This is a genomic window from Chitinimonas viridis, assembly GCF_030409555.1.
GTDB classification, from domain to species: Bacteria; Pseudomonadota; Gammaproteobacteria; order Burkholderiales; family Chitinimonadaceae; genus Chitinimonas; species Chitinimonas viridis.
Genome location: NZ_JAUFPU010000018.1, coordinates 251,050 through 268,422 on the forward strand (window position 1 = coordinate 251,050; position 17,373 = coordinate 268,422).

The 17,373-nt window shown below is 62.7% G+C and carries 21 protein-coding genes; 3 read left to right on the plus strand and 18 right to left on the minus strand.

The genetic code is table 11. The annotated features are described in order from the left end of the window. Positions 1-42: 42 nt before the first annotated feature. The 10 genes from QWZ03_RS14310 to QWZ03_RS14355 all read right to left on the minus strand — a co-directional run bounded on the left by QWZ03_RS14310 (position 43) and on the right by QWZ03_RS14355 (position 7,839). Complete coding sequence (locus QWZ03_RS14310) at positions 43-321, minus strand: HU family DNA-binding protein (protein ID WP_284194967.1); 279 nt, start codon at positions 319-321, stop codon at positions 43-45. 453 nt (positions 322-774) lie between these two features. Further along, positions 775-1,182, minus strand: coding sequence for a type 2 periplasmic-binding domain-containing protein (locus QWZ03_RS14315; protein ID WP_290333348.1), 408 nt, complete (start codon positions 1,180-1,182; stop codon positions 775-777). Between the two features lie 12 nt (positions 1,183-1,194). After that, complete coding sequence (locus tag QWZ03_RS14320) at positions 1,195-2,424, minus strand: porin (RefSeq protein ID WP_290333350.1); 1,230 nt, start codon at positions 2,422-2,424, stop codon at positions 1,195-1,197. Between the two features lie 65 nt (positions 2,425-2,489). Further along, positions 2,490-4,010: a ubiquinone biosynthesis regulatory protein kinase UbiB gene (gene ubiB, locus QWZ03_RS14325; protein ID WP_290333351.1), complete on the minus strand. Its 1,521-nt coding sequence runs from the start codon at positions 4,008-4,010 to the stop codon at positions 2,490-2,492. 33 nt (positions 4,011-4,043) lie between these two features. Next, positions 4,044-4,754, minus strand: a complete 711-nt coding sequence (locus QWZ03_RS14330) for an alanyl-tRNA editing protein (RefSeq protein WP_290333352.1) — start codon at positions 4,752-4,754, stop codon at positions 4,044-4,046. Beyond that, positions 4,751-5,329, minus strand: coding sequence for a ubiquinone biosynthesis accessory factor UbiJ (locus QWZ03_RS14335; RefSeq protein ID WP_290333353.1), 579 nt, complete (start codon positions 5,327-5,329; stop codon positions 4,751-4,753). Before QWZ03_RS14335 ends, QWZ03_RS14330 begins: the two co-directional genes overlap by 4 nt. Positions 5,330-5,332: 3 nt before the next feature. Next, positions 5,333-5,953 carry an NYN domain-containing protein gene (locus QWZ03_RS14340; protein WP_284194973.1) on the minus strand — a complete coding sequence of 207 codons (621 nt, stop codon included), beginning with the start codon at positions 5,951-5,953 and terminating at the stop codon, positions 5,333-5,335. Between the two features lie 97 nt (positions 5,954-6,050). Continuing rightward, positions 6,051-6,695, minus strand: a complete 645-nt coding sequence (locus QWZ03_RS14345) for a hypothetical protein (RefSeq protein ID WP_373322422.1) — start codon at positions 6,693-6,695, stop codon at positions 6,051-6,053. A 32-nt stretch (positions 6,696-6,727) separates the two neighbouring features. Next, positions 6,728-7,468, minus strand: coding sequence for a bifunctional demethylmenaquinone methyltransferase/2-methoxy-6-polyprenyl-1,4-benzoquinol methylase UbiE (gene ubiE / locus QWZ03_RS14350; protein WP_290333355.1), 741 nt, complete (start codon positions 7,466-7,468; stop codon positions 6,728-6,730). Next, positions 7,465-7,839: a gamma-butyrobetaine hydroxylase family protein gene (locus QWZ03_RS14355; protein ID WP_290333356.1), complete on the minus strand. Its 375-nt coding sequence runs from the start codon at positions 7,837-7,839 to the stop codon at positions 7,465-7,467. The genes ubiE and QWZ03_RS14355 overlap by 4 nt, the downstream gene beginning before the upstream one ends. A gap of 189 nt (positions 7,840-8,028) precedes the next feature. Here QWZ03_RS14355 and phoB point away from each other — a divergent pair, with 189 nt between their 5' ends. The 3 genes from phoB to tal all read left to right on the plus strand — a co-directional run bounded on the left by phoB (position 8,029) and on the right by tal (position 11,633). Further along, on the plus strand, positions 8,029-8,715 hold the full coding sequence (gene phoB, locus QWZ03_RS14360) for a phosphate regulon transcriptional regulator PhoB (protein WP_284194977.1): 687 nt from the start codon (positions 8,029-8,031) through the stop codon (positions 8,713-8,715). 199 nt (positions 8,716-8,914) lie between these two features. Further along, positions 8,915-10,228, plus strand: a complete 1,314-nt coding sequence (gene phoR, locus QWZ03_RS14365) for a phosphate regulon sensor histidine kinase PhoR (RefSeq protein WP_290333357.1) — start codon at positions 8,915-8,917, stop codon at positions 10,226-10,228. A gap of 331 nt (positions 10,229-10,559) precedes the next feature. Then, positions 10,560-11,633 (plus strand): transaldolase, encoded by a 1,074-nt coding sequence (gene tal / locus QWZ03_RS14370; RefSeq protein ID WP_290333358.1) that lies wholly within the window; start codon positions 10,560-10,562, stop codon positions 11,631-11,633. Between the two features lie 63 nt (positions 11,634-11,696). Here the strand turns inward: tal and QWZ03_RS14375 are convergent, their stop codons facing one another. The 8 genes from QWZ03_RS14375 to QWZ03_RS14410 form a co-directional block, all read right to left on the minus strand. After that, positions 11,697-13,601 (minus strand): potassium transporter Kup, encoded by a 1,905-nt coding sequence (locus tag QWZ03_RS14375; RefSeq protein ID WP_290333359.1) that lies wholly within the window; start codon positions 13,599-13,601, stop codon positions 11,697-11,699. Between the two features lie 197 nt (positions 13,602-13,798). Beyond that, the gene (gene ampD / locus QWZ03_RS14380) at positions 13,799-14,356 is read right to left on the minus strand and encodes a 1,6-anhydro-N-acetylmuramyl-L-alanine amidase AmpD (RefSeq protein WP_290333361.1); all 558 of its coding nucleotides are present in this window, start codon (positions 14,354-14,356) and stop codon (positions 13,799-13,801) included. Beyond that, entirely contained in the window at positions 14,340-14,792 is a 453-nt protein-coding gene (locus QWZ03_RS14385) for a GFA family protein (RefSeq protein ID WP_290333363.1), read from the minus strand. Before QWZ03_RS14385 ends, ampD begins: the two co-directional genes overlap by 17 nt. After that, a complete protein-coding gene (gene nth, locus QWZ03_RS14390) occupies positions 14,789-15,421 on the minus strand; it encodes an endonuclease III (RefSeq protein WP_290333364.1) in 633 nt (210 codons plus the stop codon). The genes QWZ03_RS14385 and nth overlap by 4 nt, the downstream gene beginning before the upstream one ends. 22 nt (positions 15,422-15,443) lie before the next feature. Next, positions 15,444-15,794 (minus strand): PilZ domain-containing protein, encoded by a 351-nt coding sequence (locus QWZ03_RS14395; protein WP_284194984.1) that lies wholly within the window; start codon positions 15,792-15,794, stop codon positions 15,444-15,446. 36 nt (positions 15,795-15,830) lie between these two features. Then, positions 15,831-16,061, minus strand: a complete 231-nt coding sequence (locus tag QWZ03_RS14400; RefSeq protein WP_290333365.1) for a hypothetical protein — start codon at positions 16,059-16,061, stop codon at positions 15,831-15,833. After that, on the minus strand, positions 16,058-16,801 hold the full coding sequence (locus QWZ03_RS14405; RefSeq protein ID WP_308447570.1) for an RnfABCDGE type electron transport complex subunit B: 744 nt from the start codon (positions 16,799-16,801) through the stop codon (positions 16,058-16,060). The genes QWZ03_RS14400 and QWZ03_RS14405 overlap by 4 nt, the downstream gene beginning before the upstream one ends. Next, positions 16,798-17,370, minus strand: coding sequence for a GNAT family N-acetyltransferase (locus QWZ03_RS14410; protein WP_290333366.1), 573 nt, complete (start codon positions 17,368-17,370; stop codon positions 16,798-16,800). Before QWZ03_RS14410 ends, QWZ03_RS14405 begins: the two co-directional genes overlap by 4 nt. Positions 17,371-17,373 lie beyond the last annotated feature (3 nt).

The window sequence follows — 17,373 nt, forward strand, 5'->3', positions numbered from 1 at the left end:
GGGTTCTCGTGTACGGCGGGGGAGGCCCCACCAGCACAACGATCAGCCGTTGACGGCATCCTTCAGGGCCTTCAGGGCGCTGAAAGCCGGCGACTTGCGCGCGGCGATCTGGATGGCTTCGCCCGTCTTGGGGTTACGGCCGGTCTTGGCAGCCTTGGCCTTAACCGAGAACTTGCCTACGCCCGGCAACACAGCCTCTTCGCCCTTGGCCAGGGTGTCGCGCAGGGCATCGCCCAGGGCATCGACAAAAGCTTCGGTAACGGTCTTGGGTTGTTGGGTACGCTCGGCAAGTGCGTCGATCAGCTCTTTTTTGGTCCGCATGGAATTCTCTCAGAATGGGTGTCTTGGGCAAGCCCAGCCAAGCACCCCGTCAAGGGGTCCCCAGGGGCTCGATGGCGCATCGCAACCCGCCGTACTGCCTTGCGGCAAGCGGGCCGGTTCGATGATCAGCGCGCACCCTACCTCATAGCGGCGCAGCAATTCAACCCGTATGTGGTATCGGATATCCCTGCTGCGGCCTTGTCACAGCAAGCTATTGCGGAAATTTCGCTTGCTGATTAGATGCTTAGTGACCAATGCCCGCCCGTCGATCACTTTGCGCACTGGCGAGTCCTGATGACGATTTTGTTGCCCGATTGATGCTATCGGCATGTGTTGCCTCACCTCCGGCAGACCCACGACACCGCGCCAGCACATGAAAACGGGCGCCCAAAGCGCCCGTTTCATTGCACCACAACAGCAGCATTGGCTTGGCCAGGCGATTGCCCGCAGGCTTCAGAAGCTGCCGACCACCTTGACCGTACCATCCACCGAAGCCTTGTCGACATAACCGACGGCATTGGGATTGCCCGCCACAAACTTCTTTACCTCGGCGCTGCCGCCCAGCTCCTTGGGCGGCGTACCCTTGCCGGTGAACTGCATCTTGGCCCAGTGTGCCTTCACTCCTGCCGAGTCCTTCTTCAGCACCTTGGTACTGAATTCGGCGCGGGTGGCACCATCGGTCTGCTCCACCGGCGTGGCCGCCCCGCCACCGGGAAAGCTATTGGCCTTGCCCAGGAACAGGTTGGCCACCTGCTCGGCCGACAAGCTATCCACCGCCGCCTTGGGATTGACCACCACGGCCACATCCGCCTGTGCCGCCGCGGTCAGCAGGGTGACCAGCACGAAATGACTGATTTTCATGGTCGTCCCCCTTTAGAAAACAAAATCGACAGCAACGGTGTAGACATTCACCGATTTACCGGCAAAACCAGGCTTGGCAGCAGCAAAGAAATGATCCTTGCCCACCTCCGTCTCCACCCGGTCAAACTGGGCTTTGAGCGCCACGTTCTTCCAGGCGTTCCAGCGCACACCCAAGGTCGTGGTGCTCTGATCGGCCCCGGCCTTGGTATCGATGATGGCAGCCTTCAACCCAGCCAGGCTGGCAGTGGGGGTGGGCAGGTTGTCTGCGGCATGGTTCAGGTCAGTGCGGACATCGGCGTAGCTGACATAAGGCATGATGTCACCGAACCGGTAGCCCAGGGTGGTGTACCAGCCATCAGTATCCTCTACCAGGCTATCGGTGCGGCGCTGGGTGTATTCGCCCTGGAACACCAGTTGGCCGTCGTCGTAGATGGCGCCCAGGCCCGCAAACGAAGCTTTCTTTTTCTTGATCTCCAGCTCGCTGGTGGCTTTGCCCCAGGGGTCACGCACCGAGGCCGGCAATGCCGGATTGGCCGCCACGCCGCGCATGGTGGCAATCAGGGTGGTCAGCCCAGGACTGGTGGCGGTGATATCCGTGCCCACATAGCCGGCGCGGAACAGCCATGAGCCCATTTCATAGGTGGCATTCACCCCCAGCAATTTCTTGAAATGGAAATCAAAGCCACTGGGCAGCTCCGACTTGGACTCACCGGCATAGGGCTGCACCGTCAGGGTATTGTCGCCCAGCGACATTTTCCAGATCAGGTCCAGGCCGCCGTACGAGGCACCGGCAACCTGCGCGTACACATCCACCGGTGGCCGCGCCCAGGTGTTGGCGTAGCCCACGTTGCGGTAGTCCGATATCAGGAAAATGGGCAGACCCATGCGGCCGCCGCGCACGGACAGATCGGGGGTGATGTTGTATTTGAGGAAGGCCCACTCGGCATCGGGCTTGAAGTTGCCGTCGCGGTTCTTCTGCGACAGCACCTGCACGGTGGCAGAGAACTGTTCGTTCATCTTGCCGACCACTTGCACCCCCAATTTGGTATCGACACCAAAATTGACGGAGCGGTCCGCCCCGTTGGGCTGGCGGGTACCCGAGCGGAACTGGGCATCGTTGGTATCGGTCTTGACGGCACTGACCGTGCCAAAACCGGAAACACTGAAGCTGGACTCATCCGCCCAGGCCGTGACGGCCAGCGCGGATGTTACGGCAAGGGCTAGGGGCTTGAAGGTTCGCACGTGCAGTCTCCGGGAGTTGAAGGAAGGGCGCATGTTCTGCCTCGCCTCCCGGAGCGCCTGCCGGGCTAGCGTAGTACCAGTGCCAGTATCACCAGCAGCGCCGCCAGCAGGCCGGCGATGGTGGCCAGCCACTCATTGCGCTGGCGCTGGCTTTCGAGCAAATGCTCAGTCACTTCAATCAGCTTAGTCTGCCGTGCCGGGTCGGCAAGGTTGGCAATGGCTCGCGGCAGCGCAGGCAAAGTTTCCGCCCAATAAGGCGCTTCGTTCTTGATCTGGCGCAACAGCGCACGCCAACCCACCTGCTCGTTCATCCAGCGCTGCAGAAAGGGTTGCGCGGTGGCCCACAGGTCCAACTGGGGGTCGAGCTGGCGGCCCAGGCCTTCGATATTGAGTAGGGTTTTTTGCAACAAAACCAGCTGCGGCTGGATTTCCACATTGAAGCGGCGGGAGGTCTCGAACAGCCTCAGCAGTATCTGGCCCAGCGATATCTCGGCCAGCGGCTTGTCGAATATGGGTTCGCAGACGGTCCGTATGGCCGCCTCCAGCTCCTCGGCGCGGGTGTCCTTGGGCACCCAGCCCGATTCGATATGGGCAGTCGCCACCCGCTTGTAGTCGCGCTGGAAAAAGGCCAGGAAATTGATGGCCAGGTAGCGCCTGTCGTTGTCGGACAGGCTGCCGACTATGCCGAAGTCCAGAGCGATATAGCGATTGTCCGGCGCCACAAAGATATTGCCGGGGTGCATGTCGGCATGGAAGAAACCATCGCGGAACACCTGGGTAAAGAATATCTCCACCCCGAAGCGCGACAGTTTTTTCAGGTCTATGCCGGCGGCCTGCATGGCTTCGATCTGCGAGATGGGCGTGCCGTCCATCCATTCCAGCACCATGACATTGCGACTGGTGTAATCCCAGAACACCTCAGGCACGATCAGCTTGTCGCTATTGAGGAAATTGCGCCTGAGCTGGCTGGCATTGGCGGCTTCGCGCTGCAGATCCAGTTCATCATGCAGATAGCGATCAAATTCGGCCACAACCTGGCGGGGCTTGAGCCGCTTGCCATCGGCAAACAGCTTTTCCACCAGCCAGGCCATGACCTTGAGCAGGGCCAGGTCGGATTCGATCACCGGCAGGATGCCGGGACGCAATACCTTCACCGCCACCCGCCGGCCATCATGCAGCTCGGCATAGTGCACCTGGGCGACCGAGGCCGACGCCACCGGGCTGGCGTCGAAACGGCGGAACACCTGCTCCAGCTGGCAGCCCAGCGCCTCGGTAATGACCTGCTCGGCCAGCCGGTTGTCGAAAGGCTTGACCTTGTCCTGCAGCCGGGCCAGTTCGTCGGCCAGATCGGGCGGCAGCAGATCGCGCCGGGTGGACAGCACCTGGCCGAATTTGACGAAGATAGGCCCCAGCCGCTCCAGTGCGCGGCGCAAACGGACCGCGCGCGGGGCATCCAGCCGGCGCCAGAACAACACCAGCCTGACCAGTGCCTCCAGCCCACGCACGCGCTCGTGGCCGAGGATGAACTCATCCAGGCCATAGGCAAAGACGATACGGATGATCTTGAAGAGGCGCAGAAGGAACATGAATGGGACGGGGCAGTACCCGCCTGCTGAGTGTTAGGAGGCGAAGGCGATGATGATGCGCTTGTTCTGCTTGCCTTCGCTGCGGATCTTCTGCACCACCAGGCGGCCTACCTCGGCCGTATTGTGCACATGGGTACCACCACAGGGCTGCAGGTCGGTGCCGGTCACCTCGATCAGCCTGACCGTGCCCGTGCCACGCGGGGGCGATACCGACATGGTCTTGACCAGCTCGGGATTGGCATCCAGCTCGGCCTCGTCCACCCAGCGGGCAGTCACCGGCTGCGCCGCCGCTACCAGGGCATTGAGGCCTGCTTCGATGGCCTCCTTGTCCAGTGCATCCATCTCCACCGCGAAATCCAGCCTAGCCTTGTCCGCCGCCACCTGGCCGCCAGTAACCGGCGCCGCCACCACCTTGCACAGCAGGTGCAGGGCGGTGTGGTAGCGCATATGGGCGTAGCGGCGATCCCAATCCAGTACCAGGGTCACTTCCTCACCCACCTGCGGCAGGCTGCTGCCCTCGGCGGGCAGGTGCAGCACGGCATCAGCCGTCGCCCCCTTCACCGTATTGCTGATGACGACAGTGCTGCCATCCTGTCGCAGCAACTGGCCGCTATCGCCAGGCTGGCCGCCGCCGTTGGGGTAGAATACGGTGCGGTCAAACTGCAGCCCCTGCTCGTCCACCGCCGTGACAGTGGCCGTGCACAGGCGTAGATAGGCGTCGGTACGGAACAATAGCTCGCTCATGGCATCTCGGGTGGCGTGGTGGGTCGTTCCAGCCGCTGCAGCCGCTTCTCCAGCCTGGCCACATCGTCACGCAGGGTATCCACCTGCGCCACGAAATGCGCCGTGGCCGGCCGGGTAGCCAGCAGCCGTGCTTCTTCCTGCAGGTATTCCTGGGTGGCTTCGGCCAGGTTGCGGGCAATGCGGCGGGGGTCGCCCACCAGCTCGCGTGCCCAAGTAGCCATCCGGTGCGCCGGTATGTCACCGACCACCCGCGCTAGATCCGCCTCCGCATCCCAATCCAGCGCCTGCAGTACCCGGCCTACCGTGGCCGCCAACTGGCTGTCGCCGGCCAGTTGCAGCTCACGTTCGGCGGCAGGGTCGCGCAAGGCCAGGCGGGGCAGCAGCCAGGGGGCTATAGAGATACTGGCGTGAGGGGGTGCCTCGCTGGCCAGCAGATAGCCGTCGTCACCAATGACAAACACCAGGCGGAAAGGCGGCACGCTGATGGCGACCACCTGTCCGGCATGGTGGCGCAACTCACCCCGCAGGTCTGCCCGCTGGTTCAGCAGGTGATTGAGCAAGGCCAGCCGCAGCATGGATCAGACCGGCTGTTCGTCGTTGTAGCGCTCGTTGGGCTCGCGCCAACGGTCAACAAAACGCAGACGGCTCTTCACCGGGTCGGTATCCACCTCGATGATGCGGCGGGCATAGGGCCGCAGCACATCGGCGATGCTGTTGAGCGAACCGATCAGGTAGAGATCGACGTTCTCGTACTCCACCAGGTTCTGCACCGGCTCATGGAAATCGCCATCGCCGGCAAACAGGGCCAGCTTTGTCCATTTGCGCTTATGGAAGGAACGGGTCATGTGATAGACCAGGCCCACGTCGACCGCCTTTTGGGTGGTGATCTCGTAGGTGACGTGCGTCTGCTCGGGGTGCACCACCGGGCCACCGCCAAGGTGGTTGGGCCAGTACAGCTGCTTTTTCTGCAGCCAGTAGTTCTTCACCCGCAGGCCAGGGCCCTTGGGATAGGGAAACGACAAGGCATTGTGCAGCTTGGAAGACATGGACTGGTTGTCGTCGGCATTGAAGAAATAGCCTTCATCCACCTGGTCACCCAGTTCCTCTTCTATCAGCTTGCGCAATTCCAGGTAGTTGATCTTTTCCCGGCCGAATGCCTTATAGGCATAGGCGCCGTCGATAAACAAACCGATGCTCATTTTTAACGTTCCCAGCAAGTCAATAAATCAAGTTATCGAGTATCGGCCAAGTTTCCACCTCCGGCCGTTTTGCTGCATGGCGTCCACCATGCCGCTATTAGTCCAGTAAAGCCAGCACCACGGCAAGCCCGGTTCCCACCAGATCGATCGCATCAATCAGGTTGCCGCTGCCGTTGCCCGCCTGAGCCGGCGCTGGCGCCGGTCTCGCGGCCGGAGTGGGAGCCGCTTGCGGTATGGGCACGGCACGATAGCCTTCCAGCGCCTTGGCCACCGCCTCCTTGTCCAGCACCGCTACCGGCGCACGGCAGTAGCCGCAGGCATCGTCCTTGCGGATATCAACCGGTGCGCCACAGCCCGTGCATTTGACCTGGGCCACGGTCACCGCCAATGCCTGCCGCTCCGGCGCGCTCAGGTCGCGGACAAACTGCTTCTCGCGCAGAAAATGCCAGAACCCGATCAATCGGCCATGTCCCGCGCTGCAGCGGTGGTAGACAAAGCGGTTGTTGCGGACAGCATCGTGGGTCAGCTGCATTGCAACGCCACAGCGTACGCAGTTGAACTTGTCAGGCAGGCCGTAACGGCCTTCTTCCTTATGGACATGCAACAGTTCGAACAGTTGCACCACTGCCTGGGGCGCCAGCTGGGCGCTCTCGTGCTGGTCCAGCCAGATCAGCTGGCAGCTGAAGCAGAAGTCCAATTCCACGGTGCCGCCCTGGCGGCGGGCATAGTGGGCCGCTGTCATCGGTGCGCGGCAACCGGGGCAATGCACGGCCATCAGAGTTTGAAGCCTTTGTGCAGCGCCACCACACCGGCGGTCAGGTTGAAGTAGTCCACCTTGGCAAAGCCCACGTCGCGCATCATCTGCGCCAGTTCTTCCTGGCCTGGATGCATGCGTATGGACTCCGCCAGATACTGGTAGCTGGCCGCATCGTTGGCCACCAGCTCGCCCATCTTGGGCAGCAGCTTGAAGGAATACAGGTCATACAGCGGCGCCAGCGGCTTGGCCACCTTGGAGAACTCCAGCACCAGCAGACGGCCGCCGGGCTTCAGCACGCGCAGCATCTCGGCCAGCGCGGCATCCTTGTGGGTCATGTTGCGCAGTCCGAAAGCCACGGTAACGCAATCAAAATAGTTCGCCGGAAAGGGCAGCTTCTCCGCATCGCACTGGGCCACCGGGTTCAAGTAACCCTTGTCCAGCAGGCGGTCGCGCCCCACGGTCAGCATGGAGCTGTTGATGTCGGTCAGCCAGACCTGGCCACTCTTGCCCACCCGTTTGAGAAAAGCCAGCGACAGGTCACCGGTGCCGCCAGCGATATCCAGCACCCTGCCGCCCTCGCGCACACCGCTCTGGGCAATGGTGAAGGCCTTCCATACCCGGTGCAGACCACCAGACATCAGGTCGTTCATCACATCGTATTTCTTGGCCACGGAGTGGAAGACCTCGGCCACTTTCTGGGCCTTCTGCGATTCGGCAACGGTCTTGTAGCCAAAATGGGTGGTTTGGTCTTCGCTCATACGGGGTCTCGAGAGAGGCCGGCAAGCGCCAGCCTTTGCAGGTAGTCGTTCCAGTTGGCCGCCTGATCGCGACCCAGCTCGTACAGCGTATCCCAGCCATACAGGCCACTGTCATGGCCATCGTCAAACACCAGCTTCACGGCATAGTGGCCAACCGGTTCAATGCCGCGTATCGCCACCAGGCGCTTGCCCGGCACGGTCTGCATCGGCCCGCCATGGCCACGCACCTCGGCCGATGGGCTAAACACCCGCAGGTATTCGCAAGGCAGCTGATAGCACGCACCATCGTCGAACGCGACCTCCAGCACACGGCTGGCCGCATGCAGGGTAAGTTCGGTAGGAATGGGGCTATCGGGGCGCAGGCCAGCCATGGGGAAGCGATATCATGTAGACGTCAACTCGCTATGATACCGCGTTGGGCCGCCTGCCGGGTATGGGTATATCCCAGGCATGGGGCAAGGCAGCGCATTATAATCTGATGACTTGTAATATTTCCGTCACGCTGGTTACTTAAGCTCGCAACAACTCCTCAATCCAGAGCACAACAGAGCCTACCCAAGATGCCAGCCAATATTCTGCTCGTCGAAGATGAACCCGCCATCCAGGAACTGATCGCCTTTAATCTGCAACAGGCCGGACACCACGTCCTGCGCGCCGATTCCGCCGAGGCCGGCATGAGCGTGGTGAGGAACGCCCTGCCCGACCTGATCTTGCTGGACTGGATGCTGCCCGGCATGTCCGGCATCGAGTTCGCCAAGAAGATTCGTAGCGACGAGCGCACCCGCCAGGTACCGGTCATCATGCTGACCGCCCGCTCGGAAGAGACCGACAAGATCAACGGCCTGGAGACTGGGGCCGACGACTACATCACCAAGCCCTTCAGCCCCCGCGAGCTGCAGGCCCGTATCAAGGCGGTACTGCGCCGCCGCGCGCCGCAGATGACCGACGACCTGGTCGAGGTCAAGGGCCTGTCGCTGGACCCTGCCACCCACCGCGTAAACGGCAACGGTCAGCCCATAGACCTGGGCCCCACCGAGTTCCGCCTGCTGCACTTTTTCATGACCCACCCAGAGCGCGTGCATTCCCGCGCCCAATTGCTGGATCATGTATGGGGCGACCATGTATTCGTGGAAGAACGCACGGTGGATGTGCATATCCGCCGCTTGCGCTCGGCGCTGGAAGCAACCCGGCACGATGCACTGATCCAGACCGTACGTGGCACGGGCTACCGGCTCTCCGCCCTGTAAGAGCCGCTAACAAAACCCTTCTGGCGTTGTTGTGCGAGCTTGCCGTACCCATGTACTGCCATCGCTCGCACGCCTAGCCAGAACCGCTACGCTGGGTTTTGTTCGCCGCTCTAAACTCGGCGCAAGCCGATAGTGGTCGCGGCACGGCGAGGCTATCAGGCCGCCGTGCCTACTGCGTTTTTCTGAACGGACTGACTTCATGTTCTGGTGGCGTACTGCCGCGCTGCTGTTAGGCGCAATCTTCCTGGCCCTGCTGCTGCAGCCCATTGTCGGTTGGCGGATATCGCTGGCCGTGCTGTCGGGCAGCCTGCTGGCCCTGCTGGGCTATCACCTCTACAACCTGGATCGGCTGGGCCGCTGGCTCAACGACCCCACTCCCGATACCGTCCCGGAAAGCTACGGCGCCTGGGAAGGCGTCTACAGCCGGCTGTACCGCATGGTGCGGGCGCAGGGCAAGAGCCAGCGCAAACTCTCCGCCGCCCTCGATCGCTTTGTGGCCGCTGGCGAAGCCATGCCCGAGGGCGTGGTGGTGCTGGACAGCAATGACCGCATCGAATGGTGCAACCCGCGCTCCATGCAGCACCTGGGGCTGGATCGCAAGAAAGACCTGGGCCAGCATGTGGCCTATCTGGTGCGCCTGCCCGCCTTCCAGCACTACCTCACCACCCAGGATTACAGCCAGCCTGTCATCCTCCGCAACGTGGCCGGCAGCGACACCATACTCAGCGTGCAACTGGTGCCCTTCGACAGCACCCGCAAGCTGCTGCTGACTCGCGACATCACCCAACTGGAGCGAGTGCAGACCGTGCACCGCGACTTTGTCGCCAATGTCTCGCACGAGCTGCGCACGCCGCTGACCGTGGTAGGCGGCTTCCTCGAAACACTGATCGACATGCCCGACATGGATGTCGCCACCCGCCAGTCGCAGCTGAAAATGATGTTCGACCAGACTGGCCGCATGCAGCGGCTGGTGGAAGACCTGCTGACGCTGTCGCGGCTGGAAAGCGGTGCCGAAGGCCGCGAGGACAGGGTCGATGCAGTGCAGCTGGCGCAGATACTGGCTGCCGAAGCCGAGGGCCTGTCCAAGGGCCGCCACCAGGTGTGCGTGGAAGTACTCAGCGAAGCCGGCCTGCGCGGCAATTACGACGAGCTGCACAGCGCCTTTGGCAACCTGGTCAGCAATGCCGTGCGCTATACCCCCGAAGGCGGCCAGATCAGGCTGAAGTGGCGGCTAGAAGACGGCTGCGGGGTGTTCGCCGTGGAAGATACCGGCCTGGGCGTCGAAGCCCAGCACATCCCCCGCCTGACCGAGCGCTTCTACCGGGTCGATCGCGGCCGCTCCCGCTCCACCGGCGGTACCGGCCTGGGCTTGGCCATCGTCAAGCATATCGCCCAGCGCCACCAGGCCAAGCTCGAAGTGAGCAGCGAGTTAGGCAAGGGCAGTTGCTTCCGTATCCGCTTTCCCGCCAACCGGGTGCTGGAGCCCCAGGAGTTGCTGCTGAGCAGCAAGTAGTGGTGCTGGTCCTGCGGCAAGGCGAGTAAGGCGCCTGTGCAGGCGTTACACCCATCAATGACTGAACCCAAAGCAAGAGCTGAAGCCCATTCAGAATGATCACGAGCGCCAGCGAGGCCCCCTCGCGGCGGCGAGGGCGTGGGGAGTGGACTAAAACAGGGGGAGCCTTTAGGTTCAGACTGCACTGACATCCAGCGCCAGGGTTGCCCTGGCGCCTGCTTTGCACCTTATCCTCCATCAATGACTCGAGTTCATAACTAGGCGACCTGTTGCCCAGGGCTCACGGTCTACCCTAAGATGGGCCTCTTTGTTCCACCTGCAAAGCGTTGCCATGAACCCCCTGCTTGTCGCCAAATCCCTGGGCCAGCGCATCTGGCTGGACAACCTCTCCCGCGAACTGCTGGCCGGTCCGCTACAGAAACTGATCACCGAAGACGGACTGGCCGGCGTAACCTCCAATCCGGCCATCTTCCAGAAATCCATTTCCTCCGGTGCCGGCTACGGCGACGACTTGGCGCGCCTGAAAGCCCGGCCGCTGAGCGCCGAGCAACGCTTCGAGGCCCTGGCCGTGCCCGATGTGCAGGGGGCCTGCGACCAGTTTGCCGCCAGCTATCGTGAATCCGCCGGCCTGGATGGCTATGTCAGCCTGGAGGTCTCGCCCTACCTGGCCCGCGATGGCGCTGGCACCCTGGCCGCTGCCCAGCGCCTGTGGGCGGCAATAGACCGCCCCAATGCCATGATCAAGATACCGGCCACGGCCGAGAGCCTGCCTGCGTTTACCGCCGCCATTGCCGCCGGCATCAATGTCAACGTCACCCTGATGTTTGGCCAGCAGCACTGCGACGCCGTGTTCGATGCCTATGTCGCCGGCCTGCGCCAGCGTCTTGCCAGCGGCGGCAGCGTGTCCCAGCTGCGCTCGGTGGCCAGCCTGTTCCTGTCCCGCGTCGACACCCTGGTGGACGCCAGGCTCGATGGTCTGGGACAGGCCGGCCAGGCGCTCAAGGGCAAGGTCGCCGTGTCGGTCGTGCGGCAGGCCTATGCCCGCTGGCAAGCCCGCTGGCACGGCCCCGAATGCGCCGACCTGCGTGCCGCAGGCGCCCACATGCAGCGCCTGCTGTGGGCCAGTACCGGCACCAAGAATCCCGCCTATCCCGACACCCTCTATGTCGATGAGCTGATCGGCCCCGACACCGTCAACACCCTGCCCGACGCCACCCTGGTCGCCTTCCGCGACCACGGCAAGGCCCAGCCACGGCTGCTGGAAGACCACGAGCAGGCAGCCGCAGTGCTGGCGCAGCTGGCGGAACTGGGCGTGGACATGGATGCTGTCTCGGCGCAATTGCAGGCAGATGGCCTCAAGCTGTTCGACGAAGCCTTCGACAAGCTGCTGTCCCTGCTGGCCTGAGCGATAAGCCCAGAAATGCAAGAAGCCGGATCACTGATCCGGCTTTTTGCATTTTGCCGGTCGCTACATCTCGACCTGCGTCCCCATCTCCACCACCCGGTTGGCCGGAATCTTGTAGAAATCGGTGGGGCGGGAGGCATTGCGCTGCATCCAGGTAAACACCTTGAGCTGGGGCCAGGACATATCGTAGCGCTTGGCCGGATGGCGATCGCAGATAATGGTCTCGCGCGAGAGGAAGTAGGAGGTGGTCATCTCGTCGCAGACCAGGCCATGGTCGCGCTCCGCCAGCACCAGTATCTCAGGCACCGAAGGGTCTTCGGTAAAGCCATAGGTCGCCACGATCTGCCAGAACGACTCCGACAACCGCGTCACCTTGAGCCTGTCCTTGTCCGCCACCTTGGGCACATCGGTAGAGCCTATGGTGAGGAAGATCACCTGCTCGTGCAGCACCTTGTTGTGCTTGAGGTTATGCAGCAGGGCATGTGGCGTGGTATCGGCGCTGCCGGTCATGAAGATGGCCGTCCCCTCCACCCGGTGCGGCGGGCTGGCCTCTATGCTCTGTACGAACATTTCCAGCGGCAGCTCGCCATCGTGTATGCGGTGGAACAACTGACGCCGGCCACGCTTCCAGGTAAACATCATCACCAGCATGACCAGTCCTACTGCCATGGGGAACCAGCCCCCGGTAGGTATCTTGGGCACATTGGCCGCCAGCAGGGCAATGTCGATGACGGCAAATGCCACCAGCAGCACCCGTATGGCGCGGGTGCGGCCAGGGTTGTTCACCTGCTTGAGCGCCACAAACGCCGTGGCGGTGGTCATGATCATGATGCCGCAAATGGCAAAACCATAGGCCGGCAAAATGTTGGCCGAGGTCTTGAAGCTGAAAACCAGCAGCAACACGGCCACGCACAGCGCCCAGTTCACACCGGGGATGTATATCTGGCCGATCTCGCTATCGGAGGTGTGCTCGATGTTCATACGCGGCATATAGCCCAGCTGTATGGCCTGGCGGGTTATGGAGAACACCCCGGAGATCAGTGCCTGCGAGGCGATCACCGTGGCGCCGGTAGCCAGTATCACCAGCGGCAAGATCATGCCTTTGGGCGCCAACAGGAAGAAGGCCTGGCCGACGGTACTGGGGTCATGCAGCGCCAGCGCCCCCTGGCCGTAGTAGTTGAGCAGCAGTGCCGGCAGCACCACGCCAAACCAGCCGTACTGTATGGGCTTGCGGCCAAAATGGCCCATGTCGGCATAGATGGCCTCGCCGCCCGTCACCACCAGCACCACGGCACCCAGCGACAGGAACGCCAACAAAGGCTGGGCTGCAAAAAACTGGATCGCGTAATACGGCGACAGGGCCTTCAACACGCTGGGGTCGCGCAGGATGCCGCCTATGCCCAGCACCGCCAGCGACAAAAACCAGAGCACCACCACCGGGCCGAAGAACTTGCCCACGCCAGCCGTTCCGTGCCGCTGGACGGCAAACAGCACGATGATGATGACCACGGTCAACGGCAGCACAAAGCGCTCAAACGCGGGATCGATGACCTTGAGCCCCTCCACCGCAGACAGCACCGATACCGCAGGCGTCAGCACACCATCGCCATAGAACAGTGCAGCGCCGGCTATGCCCAGCAGGATAAAGATGGAGAACTGGCCGCGCTTGCGCTGGGTATTGCGCAAGGCCAGGGCCATCAGCGCCAGGATGCCGCCTTCGCCATTGTTGTCGGCGCGCAGCATGAACAGCACGTACTTGAACGAGATCACCAGCAGCAGCGCCCAGGTGATCAGCGACAGGATGCCCAGCACATTGGCCGGATTGGGCACCAGCCCATGGTGCGGACTGAAGCACTCGGCAAAGGCGTAGAGCGGGCTGGTGCCGATATCGCCGTAAACCACCCCAAGGGCGGTCAGCGTCAGGGCAGCAATCTTCTTAGGATCTTGTGGGTCTTGCGTGGCGCTCATGTCAGCTTTCTATGCAGCGAACAAGGTAAGGGGCGGGTCCAACCACACGAGCTTGCATTGCAAAGCGAGCAGGCGTGACGGCATGCGCCCTGATGGCGGCGGATTATAGACCTGCCGCGCCAGCATGGTGCGCTGCAATAAGGATAATGCCGCCGAATGGTGCAGCCTTCGCCACACTAGCTTGCCGGTTTTGCCACCTAGCCCGGTACATCCCGCCCCGCCTGGAAGGTGGCCGGGTAGCGCCCCCAGTCAAAATAAGGACCAGGATCGGTCTTGCGCTCAGGGGCAATATGGCAATGCCCCAGCAGGTGCCGTATGGGATAAGCCTCGGCCAGGGCCGCCAGCAGTTCATCCAGCGCGTCGTACTGGGCTGCCTCATAGGGCCAGGCGTCGCCTCCCTCCAGCTCGATGCCGATGGAGAAATCATTGCAGCGTTCGCGCCCCTGCCAGCGCGACACCCCGGCATGCCAGGCACGCGCAAGGCAAGGTACAAACTGGATGATCTCGCCATCGCGGCGGACAAAGAAATGCGAGGAGACCCGTACATGCTGCAGCTCTTCGAAGCAGGCATGTTCAGCCGGATCACAGGTATTGGTAAACAACCGTATCGGGCCGTCTCCGCCAAACTTGCCAGGCGGCAGGCTGATCGAGTGGATCACCACCATATCGACGGCCATGCCCTCAGCCCGTGCGTCCTGGTTGGGCGACACAATGCGCCGCACGCCATCCAGCCAGCCGTCAGCGTCTATCTTCATGGTGCCAGGCCTCCATCAGTTCACCAAAGCCGTCGGGGTTGCCGGGGTAGCACAGCCCCTGCAATGCGGGCCGCAACCAGGGCTGGGCACTGTCGGTCCAGATATGGCCAACCGGCTGCAAGCCGGTGCTGTCGTCCAGACTACCGGGCTTGATGCTCAGTATCTCGCTGCCGACTACTTGATGGAACAAGCGGCTACCGCAAACCGGACAGAAGCGGCATGCCATCTGCCCACCCGAGGGCAGATCACGCGTCCAGCTGGCCAGGCTGCCGCGCAGCAGTGTCAGTTCCACCCCCCGCAGCCACAAGGCCATGCCGAATGCACTGGCAGATTGTCGCTGGCAATCGGTGCAGTGGCAGGCAAACAAGGTCAGCGCTTCGCCGCTGACGCGGTAGGCCACCGCCCCGCATTGGCAAGCACCGCCGTAGGTCTTCACTCGCTCTTGCCCCGGTAATCGCACAGGTCGCGCACGATGCACACTGGGCAATCCGGCTTGCGCGCCTTGCAGACATAACGCCCGTGCAGTATCAGCCAATGGTGCGCATCCAGCATGAACTCGCGGGGTATCACCTTCACCAGCTTGTCCTCCACCGCCCGCACATCCTTGCCCGGCGCCAGCCCGGTACGGTTGGACACCCGGAATATATGGGTATCAACCGCCATGGCAGGCTGGCCAAACGCCGTGTTCAACACCACATTGGCCGTCTTGCGGCCCACCCCCGGCAGCGCCTCCAGCGCCTCGCGGGTCTGCGGCACCTCGCCATCATGCAGCTCCATCAGCATGCGGCATAACGCAATCACATGCTTGGCCTTGCTGCGATACAGGCCTATGGTCTGGATATATCGCTCCAGCCCATCCTGCCCCAGCGCATAAATGGCAGCCGGTGTATTGGCCACCGGGTACAGCTTGCGGGTGGCCTTGTTGACGCCCACGTCGGTCGCCTGGGCCGACAACACCACGGCCACCAGCAGCTCAAACGGGCTGCTGTATTCCAGTTCGGTGCGGGGCTCAGGGTTCTGCGCGCGCAGGCGCTCAAAAAAGGCGCGGCGACTGTCTTTGTTCAAGGTGTGATTTCCGGCGGCGTGGCTACGCGGTCTGCTCAACGTGGCGGATAAAAGATTCGATCAGGGTCGCGGTGGCGCGCGGGTCAGACACAAAATCGACGAAGGCCAGGCCCACGTGATAGCGGTTGCCCTCTATCGGCCGGCAACTGGCAATGCGGCAATGGGCCTGCACGATATTCTCGCGGCCATCCAGCGGCAGCATGAAATAGACATGGCAGTCACCGCCCGTAGCGATCATGCGGTCATGCTCGATACCAAGGCCGGCACTGGAAATATCCTCGATATTCCCCAACAGGCCAGGGCCTTGCCTGGGGACAACCTTGACCCAGGTCTTGAAGCGGATGCGGTTATGCAGTCGGGTATTGAGCTTCATGATCCACGTATAGGTCGTCCGCCAACCCGTGCCGGGCTATTGCGGCTTTTTGTCTTTTTTCTCTGGCAGCACCATGACGGTCTGCCAGACCTCCGCCTCGCGCATTTGCGCCAGCTCGCGCTTGTGCCGCATATGCCTGACACCGAGCACGGCCAGCAGCAGTGGCAGCAGCAGCAAGAGCAGCAAAGCCAGCGAGTTATAGCCGTAAAACAACAGGACGAGAAACAGGACGGTAAAGCCTGCCGCCCCCCAGATACCCATATTCATTGCGATTCATCTCCGTTTTTGCCGGGCGGCGCCAACCTGGCGGCGGCCTTAGCCATGATGGCCTCAAGTTTGGCACGGCGCGCCGCCGCCGGGTCTAGCGCTGGGGCGGCCAGATCGGCCGCTTGTCGGCTCGCCGCCTTGTCCAGGGCCGCAGCAATCTTCGCCTGCTTGGCCGCATCGGCAAAATACGGGTCATCGCGCTTGGCCAGCGCCTTGGCCGCCAGCCTGTCCGCCCGCTCACGTTTGTCGCGGGCCACCCGCGCCAGATGAAAACGATGGCGCGCACGCCAATGCCCCGCCTGCGCCTCCCGCGCCGCCGTGGCGGCAGGGCGCATGGCCGGCACCATGCTGATGCAATCCACCGGGCACGGCGCAATGCACAGCTCGCAGCCAGTACACTCGTCCACCAGCACCGTATGCATCAGCTTGGCCGCGCCGAGTATGGCATCCACCGGGCAGGCCTGGATGCACAGGGTGCAGCCTATGCAATGGGTTTCATCTATCAGCGCCAGCGCAAACGGCTTGGTCTCGCCGTGTATGGGATTAAGCGGCACCAGCGGCAGCCCGGTCAAGCCCGCCAGCAGCGCCACCCCCTCCTCGCCGCCGGGCGGGCATTGGTCTATACCCGCCTCCTCCGCCGCGATGGCCTCGGCATAGCGATGGCAGTCGGGGTAGCCACATTGCGTGCACTGGGTCTGCGGCAAAACCGCATCAATGCGCTCGACCAGGGTCAGGTTCACTGCAGATCCTCGGCAATCAGCGAGTACCAGGCACTATCGCTGGCCGAGCCATCAGGCCGCTTGCAGTAGCGGCGCAACACGCCCTCAAACTGGAAGCCCGCCTTCTCGGCCACCCGCCGGCTGGCGATATTGTCGGCCAGGGCATAGATATGTACCCGTGGCAGGCCCAGCTCGCGCAGGCCGAATTCGGCCAGCATGCGCGCGGCACGGGTCATGACCCCGCGGCCATGGCAGTCGCTGCGCAGCCAGTAACCCAGGTTGGCATGGTGGGTCAGCGGGCTGTTCTCTATCATCAGCCCTATGCCCCCCAGCAGGCTGCCGTCGCGGACATCCTCGATCACGCAGGCGTACTTCTGGCCAGATGGCCAATCCTGTATGCAGCGTGCCACCCATTGCTCCGCCGCCGCCATGTCGTAATCCGCATTGCACCAGGCCAGCCAGCGGCCTACCACCTCGCGCGACACATCCACCATGGCATGGAACGGCACCACATCGTCAAAGCGGAAAGGCCGCAGCCGTATCGTGCCGTCCTGCAGCTGCCAGTCTCGCGGCAAGGTCTGCGCAGCCATGCC